Here is a 19230-nt window from a genome sequence, read left to right on the forward strand (position 1 = left end):
AACGTTCCCTCTTCCTGCCGTTTCATCAATCCAAAAACGGCATCGATCGATGCTGCCTTGAACTTGGACACTTCGCCGCGCGCGCCTCTAGGACTCGTCTCGGGGAAACGGGTCGAGTTCAAGGAGGCGCCTGATGAGCGCAGTGGTGTCCGCAGCGGATGCGAGGAGGTCTCGCGTCAGGCTATTCATCGTGACCATGTTGTTCCTGGTCACCACCGTGAATTATGCCGACCGCGCCACGCTGTCGATCGCAGGCCCCGCGCTCTCCAAGGAGCTGCATCTCGATCCCGTCGCCATGGGCTGGATCTTCTCGGCCTTCGGCTGGTCCTATGTCGCGGCGCAGGTGCCGGGCGGCTGGCTGCTCGACCGCTATGGCTCGCGCATCGTCTATGCCTTCAGCATCATCATCTGGTCGCTGTTCACGCTGATGCAGGGCTGGGTCGGCTTCCTCAGCGCGGGTACGGCCGTCACCGTGCTGTTCGCGCTGCGCCTGCTTGTCGGCGTTGCGGAAGCGCCGTCCTTCCCCGCCAATGCGCGTATCGTCGCCGCCTGGTTTCCGAGCAACGAGCGCGGCACCGCGTCGGCCTTCTTCAACTCGGGACAGTATTTCGCCACCGTGATCTTCGCGCCGCTGATGGGCTGGATCGCGCACTCCTACGGCTGGCGCTTCGTGTTCTTCGTGATGGGCGCGCTCGGCATTGTCATGGGCTTCGTCTGGCTCAAGAGCATCTATGGCCCGAAGGAACATCCTTCGATCAACGACGCCGAGTTCGAGTACATCAAGGAGGGCGGCGCGCTGGTCGATCTCGATGCGCCCAAGAACGATCTGCCGCGCGCGCGTGCGCCCGAGGCCGGCTCCGGATGGGATCACATCCGCCAGCTGCTCTCCAACCGCATGATGCTCGGCGTCTATCTCGGCCAGTACTGCATCAACACGCTGACCTATTTCTTCCTGACCTGGTTTCCGGTCTATCTCGTCAAGGAGCGCGGCCTGTCGATCCTGCAAGCGGGCTTCGTCGCGACGCTGCCGGCGCTGTGCGGCTTCATCGGCGGCGTGCTCGGCGGCATCATCTCCGACGCGATCCTGCGCAGGACCGGCTCGCTGACCATGGCGCGCAAGATCCCGATCGTGGGCGGCATGCTGCTGTCGATGTCGATCATCGCCTGCAACTATGTCGACGGACAGGCGCTGGTGGTCGGCTTCATGGCGCTCGCCTTCTTCGGCAAGGGCATCGGTGCGCTCGGCTGGGCGGTCGTCTCCGACACCTCTCCGAAGGAAGCCGGCGGCGTCTCAGGCGGCCTGTTCAACACCTTCGGCAATTTGTCCTCGATCACCACGCCGATCGTGATCGGCTACATCCTGGCCGCGACCGGCTCCTTCAACGGCGCACTGGTGTTCGTCGGCGCCAACGCGTTGGTGGCCGCATTCGCCTATCTCGTGATCGTCGGCAAGATCGAGCGGGTGACGCTCAAACGTTCCTCCTGAGGGCTCCCATGGGAGCTTGACCAGGCAACTCAACGGCGGCCCTCAAAAGCCGCCGTCTTTGTTTTGGGGATGATCGATGCTAGAAGTGCCGGGGAAACGCCTTATTCATCTAAGGCATGTATCGATGTTCGACCTCAACCAGCTCCGCTGTTTCGTCACGGTGGCGGAGGAACTGCATTTCGGCCGCGCCGCCGCGCGGCTGAACATGACCCAGCCGCCGCTGTCCCGGCAGATCCAGGTGCTCGAGCATATCATCGACGCGCCGCTGCTGGAGCGCACCAGCCGCTCGGTCCGTCTCACCCCTGCGGGACGCAGCTTCCTGCCGGAGGCGCGCCGCATTCTCAAGCTTGCGGAAAGCGCTTCGCAAGTCGCCCGCCGCATCGCGCTCGGCAAGACCGGATCGCTGAAGATCGGCTTCACGGCCGCCGCAGCTTACGGCTTCCTGCCGGAACTGGTCGCAGCCTGCCGCGCAAAACTGCCGGAGGTGGATTTCTCGCTGAAGGAGATGGTGTCGGGCGACCAGTTCGAGGCGCTGACCTCGGGCCAGATCGACGCCGGCCTGCTCCGTCCGCCGATCGCGCGGCCCGAGCTGACCAGCCGCCGCGTCGTCGCCGAGCCGCTGCTCGCCGCGATCCCGAAGAAGCATCCGCTCGCGAATGCTGACAGCATCACCATCAAGGATTTCGACGACCAGCCCTTCGTGATGTATTCGCCCTATGAGAGCCGGTACTTCCACGATCTGCTGGTGGCGCAATTCACCCGCGCCGACGTGCTGCCGCGCTATGTCCAGCACCTCAGCCAGATCCACTCGATCCTGGCCATGGTGCGCGCCGGCCTGGGCCTTGCCATCGTGCCGGCTGCGGCCGCGGGCCTGAAGATCTCCGACGTCCGGCTGCGCCCGCTGAAGCTGAGGGGCCGCGTGCCGGTCGAGCTGTTCATGGTGTGGCGCCGCGACGACGAGAATCCGCTGCTCTCGGCGCTGGTCAAAATCGCCGGTGAATTGTCCTCCACGGAGGTGGCGGAGGATTGATGCTCAATCCGCATCGGTCGATATAGGCTTTGGCTTGGACGCGTATCGAACGGTCTCCTAAACCACGGCGCATGGACGCGCAGGCCTCAAGGCCCGCGTCCTCCACAACACGCAATAAGGGAGCCGCGCCCGTGAGCAAGATGACCCCGCAGGAAATGGCCAAGAAGATCGGATCCGGCCTCCTGTCCTTTCCCGTCACGCCGTTCAAGGCGGACTATTCCTTCGACGAGGCGACCTACCGCTCCAACATGGACTGGCTGTGCGGCTACGACGTCGCCGGCCTGTTCGCTGCCGGCGGCACCGGCGAATTCTTCTCGCTGACGCCGGCCGAGGTTCCGCAAGTCGTCAAGATCGCCGTCGACGAGACCAAGGGCCGCGTGCCCGTGCTTGCCGGCACCGGCTACGGCACCGCGATCGCCCGAGAGATCGCTGTGGGTGCCGAGAAAGCCGGCGCCGACGGCCTATTGCTGCTGCCGCCTTATCTCACCCATGCCGAGCAGGACGGCCTTGCCGCCCATGTCGAGGCGGTCTGCGCCTCGGTGAAGATCGGCGTCATCGTCTACAACCGCGACAACGCGATTCTCCAGCCCGACACGCTCGCCCGCCTTGCCGAGCGCTGCCCCAACCTCGTCGGCTACAAGGACGGCATCGGCGACATCGAGCTGATGACCCGCGTCTACACCAAGCTGGGCGACCGCCTGACCTATGTCGGCGGCCTGCCGACCGCGGAGACATTCGCGCTGCCCTATCTCGACATGGGCGTGACGACCTATTCCTCTGCCGTGTTCAACTTCGTTCCGGAGTTCGCCACCAATTTCTACACGGCCGTGCGCAAGCGCGACCACGCCACGATCCAGGCCGGGCTGAAGGATTTCATCCTGCCGCTGATCGCGATCCGCAACCGCAAGAAGGGCTATGCGGTCTCGATCATCAAGGCCGGCATGAAGGTGATCGGCCGCGATTCCGGCCCGGTCCGCCCGCCGCTGACCGACCTCACCGAGCAGGAGATCGCGGAAGTGACCGCGCTGGTGAAGAATCTGCCCGCCATCCGATCGTCACAACAGGCTGCAGAATAGGACGACAACAGCGAGGACTGTGCGATGGCCCAGACTGATATTTCCGGCGCACCTGTTATCACGGCGATGCAGGTGATCCCGGTCGCGGGCCGCGACAGCATGCTCCTCAACCTCAGCGGTGCGCACGCCCCGTTCTTCACCCGCAACATCGTCATCCTCACCGACAATGCCGGCCACACCGGCCTCGGTGAGGTGCCTGGCGGGCAGAAGATCTGGCAGACGCTCCAGGACGCCCGCGATCTCGTCATCGGCAAGACCGTCGGCGCGATGAACAACATCCTCGCCGACGTCCGCACCGCCTTCGCCGACCGCGATGCCGGCGGCCGCGGCAAGCAGACATTCGATCTCCGCGTCATGATCCACGCGGTGACGGCGATCGAATCCGCGCTACTCGATTTGCTCGGCCAGCACCTCAACCTGCCGGTCGCGGCGCTGCTCGGCGAGGGCCTGCAGCGCAAGAGCGTCGAGACGCTCGGCTATCTCTTCTTCGTCGGCGATCGCCGCAAGAGCAGGCTCGACTACGCCGCGGGCGAGACCGGCAAGCCCGAGTGGTTCAACCTCCGCCATCAGGAGGCGATGACGCCGGAGACCGTGGTGCGGCTCGCGGAGGCCACCCACGACCATTACGGCTTCGCCGACTTCAAGCTGAAGGGCGGCGTGCTGCGCGGTGAGCAGGAGATCGAGGCGGTCACCGCCATCGCAAAGCGCTTCCCGAACGCGCGCGTCACGCTCGACCCCAACGGTGCTTGGTCGCTGGACGAAGCTGTCAGCCTCTGCAAGGGCATGCACGGCATCCTCGCCTATGCCGAGGACCCCTGCGGCGCTGAGGCCGGCTTCTCCGGACGCGAGATCATGGCCGAGTTCCGCCGTGCCACGGGGCTGCCGACCGCGACCAACATGATCGCGACCGACTGGCGCCAGCTCTCCCATGCGCTGCGCCTCGGCGCAGTGGACATTCCGCTGGCCGATCCCCATTTCTGGACCATGCAGGGCTCGGTGCGCGTCGCCCAGACCTGCCGCGACAACGGCCTGACCTGGGGCTCGCATTCCAACAACCATTTCGACATTTCGCTGGCCATGTTCACCCATGTCGGCGCCGCCGCACCCGGCAAGGTCACCGCGATCGACACCCACTGGATCTGGCAGGACGGCCAGGCGCTGACCAGGGAGCCCCTCCAGATCAAGGGCGGCAAGATTGCCGTCCCGGACCGGCCGGGGCTGGGTATCGAAATCGACAGGGCGGCCATCGACGCGGCGCATGACCTCTACAAGCGGCATGGACTTGGCGCCCGTGATGACGCTATTGCCATGCAGGACCTGATCCCAGGCTGGACCTTTGACGACAAACGTCCCTGCCTCGTGCGCTAAACTCTGGAGGAATACATGACTGCGATCCTGAAGAACTTCATCGGCGGCGAATGGGTCGACGGCTCCGGCATCACCAGGAACATCAACCCCTCCAACACCAACGATCTCGTCGGCGAATACGCCAAGGCCGACAAGGCGCAGACCGAGAAGGCGATCGCCGCCGCCAAGGCCGCCTTCCCCGCCTGGGCCCAATCGACGCCGCAGGTGCGCTATGACGCGCTGAACAAGATTTCCCTCGAAATCCTCGCCCGCAAGGAAGAACTCGGCCACCTGCTGGCCCGCGAGGAAGGCAAGACCCTGCCCGAGGGCATCGGCGAGGTCGCCCGTGCCGGCCAGATCTTCGCGTTCTTCGCCGGCGAGGCGCTGCGCCTGATCGGCGAGAAGGGCGCCTCCGTGCGTCCCGGCCTCGACGTCGAGCTCACCCGCGAACCGGTCGGCGTCATCGGCATGATCACGCCCTGGAATTTTCCGATCGCGATCCCGGCCTGGAAGATCGCGCCCGCGCTCTGCTACGGCAACACGGTGGTGTTCAAGCCGGCTGAGTTGGTGCCGGGCTCGGGACATGCGCTGTCCGAGATCATCACCCGTTCCGGCATTCCCGCCGGCGTGTTCAATCTCGTGGTCGGCTCCGGCTCCGTGGTCGGCCAGACCCTGCTCGACCACCCGGATGTGGCTGCGATCTCCTTCACCGGCTCGGTGCAAACGGGGCGCAAGATCGCGCAGGCCTGCGTGCTCTCGAACCCGATGAAGAAATTCCAGCTCGAGATGGGCGGCAAGAATCCGCTCGTCGTGCTCGACGATGCCGACCTCAAGACCGCCGTCGAGGTCGCCGTCAATGGCGCTTATTTCTCCACCGGCCAGCGCTGCACCGCCTCCTCCCGCCTGATCGTCACCGAAGGCATCCACGACCGCTTCGTCGCGGCCGTGGCCGAGCGGCTGAAGGGCCTGTCGGTTGACGACGCGCTCAAGGCCGGCGTGCATATCGGCCCTGTGGTCGACCAGAGCCAGCTCGACCAGGACCTGCGCTACATCAAGGTCGGCCAGGACGAGGGCGCCAAGCTCGCTTTCGGCGGCGAACTGCTCAAGCGCGAAACGCCCGGCCATTACCTCCAGCCGGCGCTGTTTACCGAAGCCAACAACAACATGCGCATCGCGCGTGAGGAAATCTTCGGACCGGTCGCCGCCGTCATCCGTGCGAAAAACTACGAAGAAGCACTGGCGATCTCCAACGACACCGAGTTCGGCCTCGCCTCCGGCATCTGCACCACCAGCCTGAAATACGCCTCGCACTACAAGCGCAACAGCGAGTCCGGCATGGTGATGGTCAATCTGCCGACCGCCGGCGTCGACTATCACGTGCCGTTCGGCGGCCGGAAGGGCTCGAGCTACGGCGCCCGCGAGCAGGGTTCGTATGCGCGCGAGTTCTACACCACGGTGAAGACGGCTTATACGTTCCCGGGTTGATAGACTTCGTAGGGTGGGCAAAGCGAAGCGTGCCCACCGCTTACGGTTCGACGTGAAGAATGGTGGGCACGGCGCGATGCGCCTTTGCCTACCCTACGGCTTCGGAGGCAAGCGCACATGGACCAGGACGTCGCAGCGAAAGAGCAGCCCCGCTACATCAAGCTCAACGATCGCGACAATGTCGCGATCGTGGTCAATGATTTCGGGCTTCCCGCCGGCTCTCGCTTCGGCTGCGGACTGACGCTGCGCGCCTTCGTGCCGCAGGGCCACAAGACGGCGCTGGTCGATATCGCGGAAGGCGCGCCGATCATCCGCTATGGCGAAATCATCGGCTATGCGCTGTCGCCGATCCTGGCCGGCGAATGGGTGGACGAGGCGCGCATCCGCATGCCGGAGGCCCCCGACCTCGACAAGCTCGAAATCTCGACCGCCGTGCCGGCGGCGCTGCCGCCGCTCGAAGGCTTTACGTTCGAGGGCTATCGCAATCCCGACGGATCGGTCGGCACGAAAAACATTTTGGGCATCTCCTCCTCCGTGCAATGCGTCAAGGGGACGATGGAATATGCGGTGAAGCGCATCCGCGCCGAGCTGCTGCCGAAATACCCCAACGTCGATGACGTCGTGCCGCTGACGCACGCCTATGGCTGCGGCGTCGCCATCACCGCGCCCGATGCGGTGGTGCCGATCCGCACGCTGCAGAACATCGCGCTGAACCCGAATTTCGGCGGCGAGATCCTCGTCGTCGGTCTCGGTTGCGAGAAGCTCGCGCCGGAGCGGCTGGTGCCGGAAGGCGTCAGCGACGCCATCGTACGCATGCAGGACGAAGCCTTCGACGGCTTCGGCGCGATCGTCGACGCGATCATGACCCAGGCCGAGGCACGGCTGAAGGTGCTGAACGCCCGCAAGCGCGAGACCTGCCCCGCCTCCGACCTCATCATCGGCCTGCAATGCGGCGGCAGCGACGCCTTCTCCGGCGTCACCGCGAACCCCGCCGTCGGCTTCGCCGCGGACCTCCTGGTGCGCACTGGGGCCACCGTGATGTTCTCGGAAGTGACCGAGGTGCGCGACGCCATCCAGTTGCTCACGCGGCGCGCGATCAACGAGGACGTCGGACGCGCATTGGTGCGCGAGATGGCCTGGTACGATTCTTATCTGGCCCGCGGCGGCGCCGACCGCAGCGCCAACACCACGCCCGGCAACAAGAAGGGCGGCCTCGCCAACATCGTCGAGAAGTCATTGGGCTCGATCGTCAAGTCCGGCTCAAGCGCCATAACCGGCGTGCTCTCGCCCGGCGAGAAGGCGACGCAGAAGGGCATGCTGTTCGCGGCAACGCCCGCCTCCGATTTCATCTGCGGCACGCTCCAACTCGCCTCGGGCATGACGCTGCAGGTGTTCACCACCGGCCGCGGCACGCCTTACGGCCTTGCGGCTGCGCCCGTGATCAAGGTCGCGACCCGCAGCGAGCTCGCGCGCCGCTGGAAGGATTTGATCGACTTCGACGCCGGCCGCATCGCCACCGGCGAGAAGACCATCGAGGAGACCGGCTGGGACCTGTTCCGCCTGATCCTCGATGTCGCCTCTGGCCGCACAAAACCGTGGTCGGATCGCTGGGGCATCCACAACGACCTCACACTGTTCAATCCGGCGCCGGTGACCTGAGCGCCGGCGAACCGGTCGATCACTGACTATCGATCAGGTGCATGTCGCCCAGTGTCACGGGCAGACTGCGCGTGATCAGGTCCGCGATCGCCGCGCGCAACCGTTCACTTGCAGCTGGGCCGTCAAACGTGTCGTCGACCTGGCCGCTGGGGCCCGCGATACTCACGGTCCCGGTGTTGTCGAGCGGCGCGGCCGCCCTCTTCTCGATCACGTCGAACGACTTGCCCTCGATGACGCGCACCTCGTACAGCGCGTGGATCAAGCCGTAATTTGCGAGCAGCGTCCGGTATTCGGCGAAGCCGACTCCCTCGACGCTGCGTCCATTTCCGAGTTTCGATCTTGCCCGGGTGATGACGATATAGGCGTCCAGCCCCTGCGGGGTGATGTCGCTGCGAACCAGCTCCTTGAACGGATCGCTCCGCAGCAGATTGACGGGCGCAACCGCCGAGTCCCTGATCGCAGCGAACGCTGCGCGCCTGTAGGTCACCGGCTGCACACGAAAACGTCCGCCGAGTAGCCTCGTCGTCTGTTGCACGATTAGCTCGTCCAGTCCCCATGCGCTGATCGAGACGCTTTGCGCGCTGTTGCCAAGGCCGGTCAGGCCGGCCTGTGTCAGGCTCATCTCCTCGCCGATGGCCGAGACGACGCCGATGGTCTTGATCGCCTGGAGACGGCTCGCGCGCGTCTCGAAGGCCGCGGCGGCGCCGAGAGCGACGCAAGTGGCCGCGAGGCCAATCCATAGAAAAGCAGTGCGGCGCATGGCGAGCTATCGAATCCTGAAGTCGAACGAATAGGACGCGCCGAGGCCGACCGTGGTCTGGTTCGACGATCCCCGCAGCTTCACCAGCGGGCTGTCCGCGGCGTCGCCGAGCAGCTTCTCGTATTCGACATAGGCGTGGACCTCCCACTGCGGATTGATGCGGTAGGAGATCTGGCTGCCGAAGCCGACCGAGTGCGCGCCGCCTTTGGCATCGTACCTCGGCAACCCCGACGCCAGCGCCTGCGCGGTGTCGACGCCGAAATACGGGGCGGTCGCCTTGGTGCTCTTCCAGGTGAAGCGTGGACCGGCCGAGATCGTGAGCCTTTGAATCAGCGGCACGATGACGTCGGCGGAGATGTCGGCGACTGTGCCGGTATGGCCGCCGATGCCCTGGCGCAGTTCGCTGCGCAGGCGGAGCCAGTCGACCGGATAATATTCGACGAAGCCGCCAACCTCGTATGCGGCCTTGACGTCGCCAAGCCCGGTCAACTCGGCATATTTGCTGCTCTTGCGCGAAGAAACGTATTTGAAGGCAGGCCCGGCGCGAAAATTGCCGACGTCCAGCAACGCGATGCTGGCGCTGTCGCGCGGCCCGCGAAACTGGTCGACCGATCCGGCACGACGAATGGCGAAGATCGGAATGGGGAGGAATTTTCCATCCTTCGATCCGACGAAATCGGGCATGTATTGTCCGCCGATGCCGACCATGACCGTCCAGTTTCCGGAGGGCGAAGGCAGCATCGGCAAATCGAACGGCGGCGCCGGCAGCGTGACCGCGGTCTGCGCCGAAGCCGACTGAGGGATCGTCACGACCGCGCCGAGTGCGGCAAGGAGGGCGGTCGTACGCCGCGCATTCACCGAGAGGCGGAAAGCGGCTTCGTCAAAATGCTTCATTACGGGGCCCCGGACCGGCCTTGCTGGCCTGGTCGACTGATGTGGTTCGGAGCTCAGCATGTGGGCCGGCAAAATTGCCCCAAGATTGCAAGGCGAGAGCCGCTGTCCCAATCCGTTTCCGGCGTGCGCTGCGCACGGGCCGCCGAACCAACATTGCCCGAACATTGCCGGGCCGCCCTTACGCGCCCAAACTTTGGCCGGCAGTGCCGGTCAGCCCGTTCGCGTCTGCCTTTTATTCGCCAAGCTCGCTGCCTTTATGGGAACCCTGCGCACGAGCCGAAACGCCAGACTTCGGCCAGGGAGCGTCACGCTCGGGGTTTGTTACCCAGCAGAGTCAAGGACGACCCGCGTGCGTTCCCTCGTGATCGAAGACGAACCGCAGATCGGCGCTTATGTCAGCCGCCTGCTCGGGCAATTGCACGGGATCGTCGACCTCGTCGGCTCGATTGCCGATGCCCGCCAGGCCCTGGACAACTTCAAATACGACCTTGCGATCGTCGACCGGATGTTGCCCGACGGCGATGCACTCCAGGTGGTCACGGCGCTGAGCCAGTCGCCGGAACGTCCCGCGATCATCATGCTGACGTCCAAGGACGCCAAGGAGGATGTCGTCGATGGCCTCAACGGGGGCGCTGACGACTATCTTGGCAAGCCGTTCGAGCCGCAGGAGCTGCTTGCGCGGGTGCGCGCGGTGCTGCGGCGGCCACGGCTGCTCGCGCCCTCGGTGCTGTCGCTCGGCAATGTCGAGCTGCATCTCGGCAGCAACGAGGCCGTTGTCGCCGACACCAGGATCCTGTTGCGGCGGCGTGAAGCACTAATCCTCGGCGCGCTGCTGATGCGGCGCGACCGCGTCATCACCCGCGCCGCCCTGATCGAGGAGATCTACGGCTTCGATGACGAGATCGAGTCCAACACGCTCGAAGCGCAAGTCTCACGCCTGCGCAAGAAACTGGCCGAGCTCGGCGGCGACGTCGAAATCCGCAGCATGCGGGGCATCGGTTACATCCTGCGGCTGGCAAGTCCGCGATGAAGTCGATCGCCCGGACGTTTGCGCTCTCGCTCGGCATCGCCGCGACGACGATCTTCCTGATCATGGTCGGCATCTTCGTCTGGCGCTACCCGATGGAAGAACGCGAGTTCAGGGCCTGCCGGGTCGTGGCGGCCGTTCTCGATCGTGCCACTCTGATCGATAGGCAGAACCTGACGGTACGTCCGACTCCCGCCCTCGAGGAATTGAAGGCGGACAGCCCGAACCTCTGGTACGTCGTGTCCGCCGGCGATGTCGTCAGCGAATACGGCAGCGAGCGCCGGCCAGCCCTTCCTTTCGCCTTTCCCTATCGTGGGCCCGTCGGCCTGTCCGTCTTCAGCACACCCGACCAGAGCAGCACGTTCTGTCTCGCCGTTGCGCAACGGGGCTCTTTGCGGCTCACGATGATGGTCGGCGAGCCTCAGGTTCGCTTCGGCCGAATTGCGAGGAGCTTCCTCGTCCGCAGCTTCTTCTCGATTTTCCTGGTGGCCGTGGCCTTTGCCGCGACCGTCGCAATCGGTTCGGCGCTTGCTGCGCGTTTCGTCTCGCGCGGGATCGAGCGGGTGGCGCGACGCGCCCTCGCGATCGATCCGTCGGCGCCGCAAGGCTTGATCTCCTTGTCCGAGGTTCCCTCGGAGCTGAAGCCGCTGGTCGAGGCGTTGAACCGCGCCTTCGGCGAGATCGACGCCTACATCAGGATGCAACGCCGCTTTCTCGGCAACGCCGCCCATCAACTCCGCACGCCGCTCACGCTGCTGCGTGCGAAGATCGAGGACGTGCCCGAGCCGGCACTGAAAGCCGAATTGGTGCGCGACATCAGGCGCCTGACGTCGCTGGTCTCCGCCATGCTCGACCTGGCCCGGCTGCAAAATCATGCGATCGAGAAGCGGCCGATCGATCTCGCCCAAATCACGCTCGACGTGCTGGCCGATTTCGGTCCCTCGGCACTGGACGCCGGCATCGAACTCGCGCTGGAGCAGGACGAAAAAGGTCCGCTCCCGGTGCAAGGCGTGGACGCCGCGATTCGCAGTGCGCTCGCCAATCTCGTCGGCAACGCGCTCATCCACGCCCATGGCGCGCAACGCATCGTTGCCACGCTCAGCCGAGATGGCATCTCCATTCACGACGACGGCGCGGGCCTGCCCGATGGCGCCGAACACGGCCTGACGGAGCCGTTTCAGACCGGCAACGCCGCCGGCGATGGCGCAGGCCTCGGCCTGTCGATCGTCCGCGAGATCATGGCTGCCCATGGCGGCGAGCTGATCATCTCTTCCGCGCCCGGCCGCGGCACGACCATGAGCCTGCGCTTTCCCCAAGGCGCCGCGCCGGTCAAAGCCCCGCAGCTCGATTTGCAGGTGCACTAGGCGAGACGCTACGGCCCTCCCGCGAAACCGTCCGGAAACATTGACGCTCAATGCTTCTTCATCGTTTCGTCCTTTCGCAACAAGCAACCAATATGTGCGCCGTAGGCAATGGGAATGTTCGCACACGAGCGAACCTGTTCCGGCAACGTCGCGACCAAACCTCCGATTGACATCTTCAACGGAGATTTTCCAATGCGTGTTCTCACAATGATTGCCGTCGCCGGCGCCGTGATTGCGAGCTCGGCCGGCGCCTTCGCCAGTGAACTCCCCTCTTACGAAGTGAAGTCCTTGCCGATCTCGGCGACGCAAGTGCAGGTGCTCGGCGGTGCCGGCGTCGAGGAACAGTCGGCCGCGCCCGCGATGATCGTCGCCGGCATGCCCGCCTCGCCCGCGCAGGTCACAGTGCTGTCGCAGCGCGTCAAGCGGCTCGCAAGCGCCGGCGCGACGAGCGAGCAGCGCTGATCGCCAGCGCGCAAGGCGCACCACGTCATCTTGTCATTCGCGCATTCGCGCGCCGGCATCAACCGGCGCGCGCTCGGTTTATAGCAATACTAATTCCAAATCTGATGATTGAGGGATCATTGCGTCCTTCTGCACTTCAAGCCCGGGAATGCACTTGTTAGTCGTGCCCGTCAGGAATGATGGGGTCGCGAATGACAACATGGGTGAAGACGGCAACGAGATTGATTGGCGGCGCGCTGCCGCTATTGGCTGGCCTGATCGACGCGGCGCCGGCCGAGGCGCAATCATCGTCGCAGGAATTGCCCGCCGTCGTCGTCGAACGGCCGTCGTCGCGACCAAAGGCGGGAACACGTCCGCTCCGCTCGCGGCAGGCCGGGCAGACAACGAACCGACGCCGTCAGCACGCACAGTCGAACGCCAATTCGCCGGCGGCGGGTGGTGGTGCTGCTGCTGAGACCGCGACAGGCCCGGTGCAGGGCTACGTGGCAAGTCGCAGCGGCACCGGCACCAAGACCGACACGCCGCTCCGCGAGACGCCGCAGTCAATCAGCGTGGTGACCGCGGACCGGGTCATCGACCAGGGCGCGACCACCGTGCAGGAAGCGTTGCGCTACGTACCAGGCGTGTTCGCCGACGCCTACGGCGCGGACTCGCGCGGCGACTATCCGCGCATCCGTGGGCAGGACCCGAACATCTATCTCGACGGCACGCGGATGGTGAACACCTGGAATTTCAATGAATGGCGGCCGGAGCCTTATACGCTGGAGCGCATCGAGGTTCTGCGCGGCCCCTCTTCCGTGCTCTACGGCGACACCTCGACGGCAGGCTTGCTGAACCTGATTTCAAAGCGGCCACGGGCGGAATCCGCCAGCGAGATCGGCGTGCAATATGGCAGCTTCAACCGCAAGCAGGTGCAGCTCGACTCCACGGGCAAGCTGACCAAGGACGGCGAGTGGCTCTATCGCTTCATCGGCGTATTCCGCGACAGCAACATGCAGACGGATTACGTCAAGGACGATCGCATCGTGCTCGCACCGTCGCTGACCTGGCGTCCGACCAACGATACCAGCTGGACCGTGCTCGGCACCTACCAAAAGGACACGACCGGCTCCTCCACCGCGTTTCTGCCGCATGAAGGCACGCTGTTTGCCGGCCCCAACGGCTTCATTCCGATCAACCGCTTCGCCAGCGAGCCGGGCTGGGACCGCTATCGGACCGAGACGGGCGCCGTCTCAAGCCTGTTCGAGCATCGCTTCAACGACGCCCTGACCGTCAGGCAGAACATGCGTTATGTGCACGTCGAGGGCATCTATCACAGCCTCTATCCGGACGTGTACTCCAAGCCGGACAATCCGTTTCTGGATCTCGAACGGCGCACGGTGGCGCGCTACGTCTCGGCGCGCGACAGCGTCAAGGACAACTTCACCTCGGATACCAATGCCGAACTGAAATTCGCAACCGGCGCCGTCCAGCACAAGGCGCTGTTCGGGATCGACTACCGCGGCTACAGGGAGCGCGCCTCGTCCGGCGGAGGCTATGATCCGACGCCGTTCGATCTCTACGCGCCCGTTTACACCGGCGTCACGCCGCCGGACATGTCGGCCGAGCCCGATCTCCGCCAAAGCCAGCTCGGCCTCTACGCCCAGGACCAGTTGCGGCTCGGCCCCTGGCTCGCGGTGCTCGGCCTGCGCCACGACTACGTCACCAGCGACACCCAGGGCACGCCGGGCGAGCATTACCGGGCGACTACAGGCCGCGCGGCACTGATGTACGAGTTGCCGTTCGGCGTCACGCCCTACGTCACCTATGCGCAGTCGTTCAACCCGGTGTTCGGTAGCGGTGTCTGCGCCACGGGTGTTTGCACGCCACAACGCGGCGAAATGGTGGAGCTCGGCTTCAAGTACAATCCGTCACCCGGCAATGCCATCAACGGCGCGATCTTCGACACCACCGAGCGGAACAGGCTTGCCAGCGATCCCGATAATCCGCTGCTCTCGATCCAGACCGGCAAGGTCCGCATCCGCGGCGCCGAGCTCGAGGTGCTGGCCCGCATCACGCCGGAGCTCGATCTGATCGGCGCTTACACCTACCTCGATGCCCGCGTCGAGAGCGGCGACAACGCCGGCAAGCATGTCGAGACCGTGCCGGACCATCAGGCCTCGCTCTGGGCAAAATACCGCCTCGCCCTATTCGGCCTGCCCGGCGTCACGCTCGGCGGCGGGGTACGCTACATCGGCGCCTCCTGGGACGGCACCGACACGCTCCGCACGCCAGACTACACCCTGTTCGATGCGATGATCCGTTACGACAACGGCCCCTGGCGACTCCAGGTCAACGCCAGCAATCTCTTCGACAAACGCCATCTCACCACCTGCCTGGCGCGCGGCGATTGCTTCCTCGGCGTCGGCCGCACGGTTCTCGGCAGCGTGACGTACAAATTCTAGAGACAATCTCTACGTCATGCTGCCCGGCATGAAGCAGCGCACGCGCGGGTGACCGTCGATATAGTGCTTCCACACCATGGTGCGGCCGATCTTGTTCGGCACGGTGATCACCGCGCCGTCGGGCACCACGACCCACTCGTCGTCGATGCGGACGCGGAAGCGGCCGCGATCGGACTCCCAATCGACGTCGGCAATGACGTAGCCGTCGGCGTCGGTGCAGCACTGTCCGAATTCGCTATGCAGGCTTTCGAACCAGGGTTTTAACGGCGAGTTGGCGTAACGCCCGTCGTCGCGCGCCAGCGCCGATGTCGCCAAGAGTGCTGTCAGACCCAGTGCTGTCAGGCCCAGCAATGGCGCTACACACAATCCTGCAAGTCGCATGTCGTCTCCGCGGGTCGAAATGATCGCGGCGTGGGACAACGCGCACCGCCCGCCTTCCGCAACTCGGCGAAAGGCTCGGAGGGCTGCGACTCGTTCCCCCAGCAGCTCTGCGGATAGCTATGCAAATCCGGCGCCAGCATGCATTCCGGGCAACTACTGGAGCGGGCTCGCGGCGCATTCGTCTTTCGGCGGATATGACCGCCGACGACTTTCCGTCTTCCCCGCCTGCACGAGGAATGACGACGATGTGTGGAGCACTGCCGGTCAGGCGGCACAGCGCGCGACGAACGCCCCTTACTGCTTGGGTGCCGGCGCCATCATCCCGCCGCCGCCCTTCTTCGTCGCAGGTGCCGGCGGCTTGGTGGCCGCAGCCTGCGCGGGCAGATATTTTGCGACGATGGCGGGATCGACCTGGGCGATGCTGGCGTCAGGCAGGCGCGTCCAGGCCTCGTCCTTGCCGAGCAGCGAAATTCCGAGATAGCCGCGCAAGGTCAGGGTCTGGCCATCAGGACTGACCTTCATATTGGCTTTCCAGATCTGGCCGTCGCGCGGATTGAGCACGTTGCCGCCTTCGTACTTCATGCCTTCGCGCTTCATGTTGCGGACGAAGGAGATGCCGAGCACCGGCGCGTTCTTGCGGTCGTCGGTGCACTTGCTGCAGATCTCGTTCGGATCGTCGCCGGGCCGCGGGAAGGTCTTTGCGATCACGCCTTCGAAGATGCCGTTACGGTCGATGAAGAGGAACCAACCGACCGTCTTGCCGTCTTCGACCTTCTGCCAGAGGCCCGCCGCCGTGGGCTCGGCGGTCTGCGCCGCAGACGGCGTCACCGTCGCGAGCGACAATGCCAGCGCGAGGAGGGGGAGCCGAAAGCTGGAAAAGAGAGTCCGCATTATCATCACCTTGCTGAGCCAATCTCGTTGCCAAGCCACGACCGGAATGGCCGCAGACTACGGCGATTTCGCGAACGGTTCCAGCACCAGAAACATGGGGGCTCGGCGCCGTTAGTTGACACCGAGCTTCTTTTGCAGGCTGGAGGACGAGGTCGTGTACTGGAACACGAGCCGCTTCTCCGGATAGACGTAGCGATGGGCTTTTTGCGACATCAGCGCGCCCTCGTGGAAGCCGCACAGGATCAGCTTGATCTTGCCGGGATAGGTGTTGATGTCGCCGATCGCGAAGATGCCCGGCACGTTGGTCTCGAACGCGGAGGTCTCGACCGGCACCAGATTATTCTCCAGCGCAATGCCCCAGTTCGCGACCGGACCGAGCTTCATGGTCAGTCCGAAGAACGGCAGCAAGGTGTCGCAGGAAATGTCGGTCACGCTGTTGTCGTTGCCCTTGATGGTGGCGCCGGCGAGCTTGCCTTCGGTACCGGAGAGAGCGGTGACCTGGCCGAGCCGGAGATCCATCTTGCCAGCGGCAACCAGCGCGCGCATCTGCTCGACGCTGTGGGGTGCGGCGCGAAACTCGTCGCGCCGATGCAACAACGTGATGCGCTTGGCGATCGGATGCAGATTGAGCGTCCAGTCGAGCGCGGAATCGCCGCCGCCGACGACCAGCACGTTCTTGTCGCGGAACGTTTCCATCTTGCGCACGGCGTAATGGACTGAAGTGCCTTCATAGGCCTCGATGCCCGGCACCGGCGGACGCTTGGGCTGAAACGAGCCGCCGCCGGCCGCGATCACCAACACCTTGCATTCGAACACCTTGCCCGCATCCGTGGTGCAGCGAAACAGGGGATCGCCGATCTTCTCCACGGTCTCGATCATCTCGCCGAGATGGAAGGTCGGATGGAACGGCTTGATCTGCTCCATCAGCGCGTCGGTGAGGCCCTGCCCCGAAACCTGCGGAATGCCGGGAATGTCGTAGATCGGCTTTTCCGGATAGAGCTCGGCGCACTGGCCGCCGACCTTGTCGAGGATGTCGACGAAATGCGCCTTCATGTCGAGAAGGCCAAGCTCGAAAGCGGCGAACAGACCGCAGGGGCCGGCGCCAATAATCAGCACATCGGTTTTGATCGCGTCGCTCATGTCGTCTCTTTGTCGTTGTCTGTTGGACGGCGCCCTTTGGGCAGAGGTGACCCTGCCTGTCTAGCCAACGGGAATGGATCAGGGAAGGCATAAAAGCAGGAGCGCCCCGCAGCCGCGCCCACTTGCCGGGGCAGCATAACTGGGCTGTAACGAGCAAGGATATGACGGAGATCAATCGGTGAACGCACCAAGTCGCCTCGATACGACGCCGCGCCTGGAGGACTTTCCCTACCGCCTCAGCGACAACGTCCGCTTCGGCGATCTCGATCCCAACCAGCACGTCAACAACGCGGTCTACGCCACCTATTTCGAGACCGGCCGCGTCACGCTGATGAAGCTTCCGCAGTACGGCCTGACCCCGCCGGGCCTTGCCTGGATCATGGTGCGGCTCGACATGCATTTCCGCGCCGAGCTGCACTGGCCGGGCACGATCGAGCTTGGCCTCGGCGTGGTGAAGTTGGGGCGAACCTCGGTGACCTTCGAGCAGGTCGTGTTCTCGCAAGCAAAGTGCATCGCCTCGGCGATGTCGGTCGGCGTCATGCTCGACGAGGCAACGCGGCGGCCTGCGCCGCTCAGCGCGGAGATCGTCGAGAAGCTCAGACCCTGGCACAAGCGCGGCATCGAGGTCGCGCCGCCGAACGTATAGTTCAATTCAGAAGGGGCGGGCTTGTCAGGACAAAGCCCGTCAGGACGACGCCTGTAGCGATCAGGCTTGGCGTTCCGGCGTCGTCACGACGAGACCGTCGAGGTCGTCGGAGACCTTGATCTGGCAGGACAGACGCGAATTCGGGCGCACGTCGAAACCGAAATCGAGCATGTCCTCCTCCATCGGCGTCGGGCTGCCGACCTTCTCGCGCCAGGCTTCGTCGACATACACATGGCAGGTCGCGCAGGCGCACGCGCCGCCGCATTCGGCCTCGACGCCGGGAATGCTGTTACGGATCGCGGCTTCCATCACCGTTGCGCCGTTCTCGATTTCCACCGTGCGGGTTTCGCCCTTGTGGTCGACAAAGTGAATCTTGGCCATGTGTGCTCGTGCTGCCGCGGTGCTGGAATGAAGGAGGGTCCGGGCTGTCCTATAACGGGTCGATCCGCCCGGCGCCATAGGGTTTTGATGCGAAGTGAATCCCGCTTTGCGGCAAGAAAATGCGTCAAAACAAGAGACTAGAGCCCGGCTCCGCCGCGTGGCCTCAAGGCTTCAGGATCGCCTGGATGGCGGCGCGGGCCTCGGTCACCGCCTCCTTCAGCGCGGCGAAGGCGTGGCGCTGGTTGCGGCCGGTCTGGATCGCGGTCTCGAGGCTCGCTGCGGCATCTGCCACCGCAAAAGCGCCGATCCCGCGGGCCGAGCCCTTGAGCTTGTGGGCAAGTGCACCGGCCTCGGCCGGCAGCGTCGCCATCGCCGCCATCAGGCGGACCGCCTGCTCGGCGAACATGGCCAGCACTTCCTGTTCCAGCTCCGCATCGCCCAGCGTCATCCGGGAGAGATGGTCGAGGTCGAGCGGACTGTCGATGGGTGCAAGCGGGGGCGAGGGCATCCAGTCCATCCGTTGCAGTTCAGGCGTCATGGCGCAGGCCCCGGCATCGCGCGACGGTTCCGCCGGTCCGGCGGGCGAATTTGACCTCACCCAAGCATGGAAATGGTTAACGAAATGTTTGGGCTGTTTGACGTAGATCTGCCCGTTTATTGACGAAAAGTTGCCGCAATCGACCGCGTCCGGTGGAGAATTGCATTTATTGCTAAGGCGTTAGGGCGCGATCCTGTTAACGATGATTAAGAATGTCTT

18 protein-coding genes are annotated in these 19230 nt (G+C 64.7%); 11 read left to right on the forward strand and 7 right to left on the reverse strand.

The window, feature by feature from the left end; translation table 11 throughout:
- Window positions 1–133 precede the first annotated feature (133 nt).
- The 6 genes from IVB26_RS27230 (at window position 134) to garD (ending at window position 8083) form a co-directional block, all read left to right on the forward strand.
- The gene (locus IVB26_RS27230) at window positions 134–1486 is read left to right on the forward strand and encodes an MFS transporter (protein WP_247968195.1); all 1353 of its coding nucleotides are present in this window, start codon (window positions 134–136) and stop codon (window positions 1484–1486) included.
- A 124-nt stretch (window positions 1487–1610) separates the two neighbouring features.
- The gene (locus IVB26_RS27235; protein WP_247968196.1) at window positions 1611–2516 is read left to right on the forward strand and encodes a LysR family transcriptional regulator; all 906 of its coding nucleotides are present in this window, start codon (window positions 1611–1613) and stop codon (window positions 2514–2516) included.
- Window positions 2517–2647: 131 nt separating this feature from the next.
- Window positions 2648–3592, forward strand: coding sequence for a 5-dehydro-4-deoxyglucarate dehydratase (gene kdgD / locus IVB26_RS27240; RefSeq protein ID WP_247968197.1), 945 nt, complete (start codon window positions 2648–2650; stop codon window positions 3590–3592).
- A gap of 24 nt (window positions 3593–3616) precedes the next feature.
- Window positions 3617–4960 carry a glucarate dehydratase gene (gudD, locus tag IVB26_RS27245; protein ID WP_247968198.1) on the forward strand — a complete coding sequence of 448 codons (1344 nt, stop codon included), beginning with the start codon at window positions 3617–3619 and terminating at the stop codon, window positions 4958–4960.
- 15 nt (window positions 4961–4975) lie between these two features.
- Window positions 4976–6424 (forward strand): aldehyde dehydrogenase family protein, encoded by a 1449-nt coding sequence (locus IVB26_RS27250; protein WP_247968199.1) that lies wholly within the window; start codon window positions 4976–4978, stop codon window positions 6422–6424.
- 117 nt (window positions 6425–6541) lie between these two features.
- Window positions 6542–8083, forward strand: a complete 1542-nt coding sequence (gene garD / locus IVB26_RS27255) for a galactarate dehydratase (RefSeq protein WP_247968200.1) — start codon at window positions 6542–6544, stop codon at window positions 8081–8083.
- Window positions 8084–8102: 19 nt separating this feature from the next.
- On the opposite strand, the gene IVB26_RS27260 is transcribed toward garD, so the two are convergent.
- Window positions 8103–8843 carry a hypothetical protein gene (locus IVB26_RS27260; RefSeq protein WP_247968201.1) on the reverse strand — a complete coding sequence of 247 codons (741 nt, stop codon included), beginning with the start codon at window positions 8841–8843 and terminating at the stop codon, window positions 8103–8105.
- 6 nt (window positions 8844–8849) lie between these two features.
- Entirely contained in the window at window positions 8850–9737 is an 888-nt protein-coding gene (locus IVB26_RS27265) for a MipA/OmpV family protein (RefSeq protein ID WP_247968202.1), read from the reverse strand.
- A gap of 349 nt (window positions 9738–10086) precedes the next feature.
- Here IVB26_RS27265 and IVB26_RS27270 point away from each other — a divergent pair, with 349 nt between their 5' ends.
- The 4 genes from IVB26_RS27270 (at window position 10087) to IVB26_RS27285 (ending at window position 15034) form a co-directional block, all read left to right on the forward strand.
- On the forward strand, window positions 10087–10767 hold the full coding sequence (locus IVB26_RS27270; protein ID WP_247968203.1) for a response regulator transcription factor: 681 nt from the start codon (window positions 10087–10089) through the stop codon (window positions 10765–10767).
- Window positions 10764–12128: a sensor histidine kinase gene (locus tag IVB26_RS27275; protein ID WP_247968204.1), complete on the forward strand. Its 1365-nt coding sequence runs from the start codon at window positions 10764–10766 to the stop codon at window positions 12126–12128. The genes IVB26_RS27270 and IVB26_RS27275 overlap by 4 nt, the downstream gene beginning before the upstream one ends.
- A gap of 192 nt (window positions 12129–12320) precedes the next feature.
- Window positions 12321–12590: a hypothetical protein gene (locus IVB26_RS27280; protein ID WP_247968205.1), complete on the forward strand. Its 270-nt coding sequence runs from the start codon at window positions 12321–12323 to the stop codon at window positions 12588–12590.
- Window positions 12591–12781: 191 nt separating this feature from the next.
- A complete protein-coding gene (locus IVB26_RS27285; RefSeq protein ID WP_247968206.1) occupies window positions 12782–15034 on the forward strand; it encodes a TonB-dependent siderophore receptor in 2253 nt (750 codons plus the stop codon).
- Window positions 15035–15043: 9 nt separating this feature from the next.
- Here IVB26_RS27285 and IVB26_RS27290 read toward each other — a convergent pair whose 3' ends face one another.
- From IVB26_RS27290 to IVB26_RS27300, 3 genes are all read right to left on the reverse strand, one after another.
- Window positions 15044–15415: a hypothetical protein gene (locus IVB26_RS27290; RefSeq protein ID WP_247968207.1), complete on the reverse strand. Its 372-nt coding sequence runs from the start codon at window positions 15413–15415 to the stop codon at window positions 15044–15046.
- Between the two features lie 294 nt (window positions 15416–15709).
- A complete protein-coding gene (locus tag IVB26_RS27295; RefSeq protein ID WP_247968208.1) occupies window positions 15710–16306 on the reverse strand; it encodes a DUF2147 domain-containing protein in 597 nt (198 codons plus the stop codon).
- A gap of 111 nt (window positions 16307–16417) precedes the next feature.
- Complete coding sequence (locus tag IVB26_RS27300; RefSeq protein WP_247968209.1) at window positions 16418–17446, reverse strand: NAD(P)/FAD-dependent oxidoreductase; 1029 nt, start codon at window positions 17444–17446, stop codon at window positions 16418–16420.
- Window positions 17447–17624: 178 nt separating this feature from the next.
- On the opposite strand from IVB26_RS27300, the gene IVB26_RS27305 reads away from it, so the two are divergent.
- Complete coding sequence (locus IVB26_RS27305; protein WP_247968210.1) at window positions 17625–18092, forward strand: acyl-CoA thioesterase; 468 nt, start codon at window positions 17625–17627, stop codon at window positions 18090–18092.
- A 60-nt stretch (window positions 18093–18152) separates the two neighbouring features.
- Here IVB26_RS27305 and IVB26_RS27310 read toward each other — a convergent pair whose 3' ends face one another.
- Both IVB26_RS27310 and IVB26_RS27315 read right to left on the reverse strand, forming a co-directional pair.
- Entirely contained in the window at window positions 18153–18473 is a 321-nt protein-coding gene (locus IVB26_RS27310) for a 2Fe-2S iron-sulfur cluster-binding protein (protein WP_018317347.1), read from the reverse strand.
- A gap of 163 nt (window positions 18474–18636) precedes the next feature.
- Complete coding sequence (locus IVB26_RS27315) at window positions 18637–19011, reverse strand: Hpt domain-containing protein (RefSeq protein WP_247968211.1); 375 nt, start codon at window positions 19009–19011, stop codon at window positions 18637–18639.
- Window positions 19012–19230: the final 219 nt, after the last annotated feature.

This window comes from Bradyrhizobium sp. 195 (genome assembly GCF_023101665.1).
In the GTDB taxonomy this organism is placed as follows: Bacteria; Pseudomonadota; Alphaproteobacteria; order Rhizobiales; family Xanthobacteraceae; genus Bradyrhizobium.

Bases quoted from the DNA above. Each gene is read 5' to 3' on its own strand.
- IVB26_RS27300 (WP_247968209.1), bottom strand. From the start codon at position 17,446: ATGAGCGACGCGATCAAAACCGATGTGCTGATTATTGGCGCCGGCCCC.
- IVB26_RS27235 (WP_247968196.1), top strand. From the start codon at position 1,611: ATGTTCGACCTCAACCAGCTCCGCTGTTTCGTCACGGTGGCGGAGGAA.
- IVB26_RS27250 (WP_247968199.1), top strand. From the start codon at position 4,976: ATGACTGCGATCCTGAAGAACTTCATCGGCGGCGAATGGGTCGACGGC.
- IVB26_RS27295 (WP_247968208.1), bottom strand. From the start codon at position 16,306: ATGCGGACTCTCTTTTCCAGCTTTCGGCTCCCCCTCCTCGCGCTGGCA.
- gudD (WP_247968198.1), top strand. From the start codon at position 3,617: ATGGCCCAGACTGATATTTCCGGCGCACCTGTTATCACGGCGATGCAG.
- IVB26_RS27230 (WP_247968195.1), top strand. From the start codon at position 134: ATGAGCGCAGTGGTGTCCGCAGCGGATGCGAGGAGGTCTCGCGTCAGG.
- garD (WP_247968200.1), top strand. From the start codon at position 6,542: ATGGACCAGGACGTCGCAGCGAAAGAGCAGCCCCGCTACATCAAGCTC.
- IVB26_RS27285 (WP_247968206.1), top strand. From the start codon at position 12,782: ATGACAACATGGGTGAAGACGGCAACGAGATTGATTGGCGGCGCGCTG.
- IVB26_RS27310 (WP_018317347.1), bottom strand. From the start codon at position 18,473: ATGGCCAAGATTCACTTTGTCGACCACAAGGGCGAAACCCGCACGGTG.
- IVB26_RS27315 (WP_247968211.1), bottom strand. From the start codon at position 19,011: ATGACGCCTGAACTGCAACGGATGGACTGGATGCCCTCGCCCCCGCTT.
- IVB26_RS27260 (WP_247968201.1), bottom strand. From the start codon at position 8,843: ATGCGCCGCACTGCTTTTCTATGGATTGGCCTCGCGGCCACTTGCGTC.
- IVB26_RS27290 (WP_247968207.1), bottom strand. From the start codon at position 15,415: ATGCGACTTGCAGGATTGTGTGTAGCGCCATTGCTGGGCCTGACAGCA.
- IVB26_RS27265 (WP_247968202.1), bottom strand. From the start codon at position 9,737: ATGAAGCATTTTGACGAAGCCGCTTTCCGCCTCTCGGTGAATGCGCGG.
- IVB26_RS27280 (WP_247968205.1), top strand. From the start codon at position 12,321: ATGCGTGTTCTCACAATGATTGCCGTCGCCGGCGCCGTGATTGCGAGC.
- IVB26_RS27275 (WP_247968204.1), top strand. From the start codon at position 10,764: ATGAAGTCGATCGCCCGGACGTTTGCGCTCTCGCTCGGCATCGCCGCG.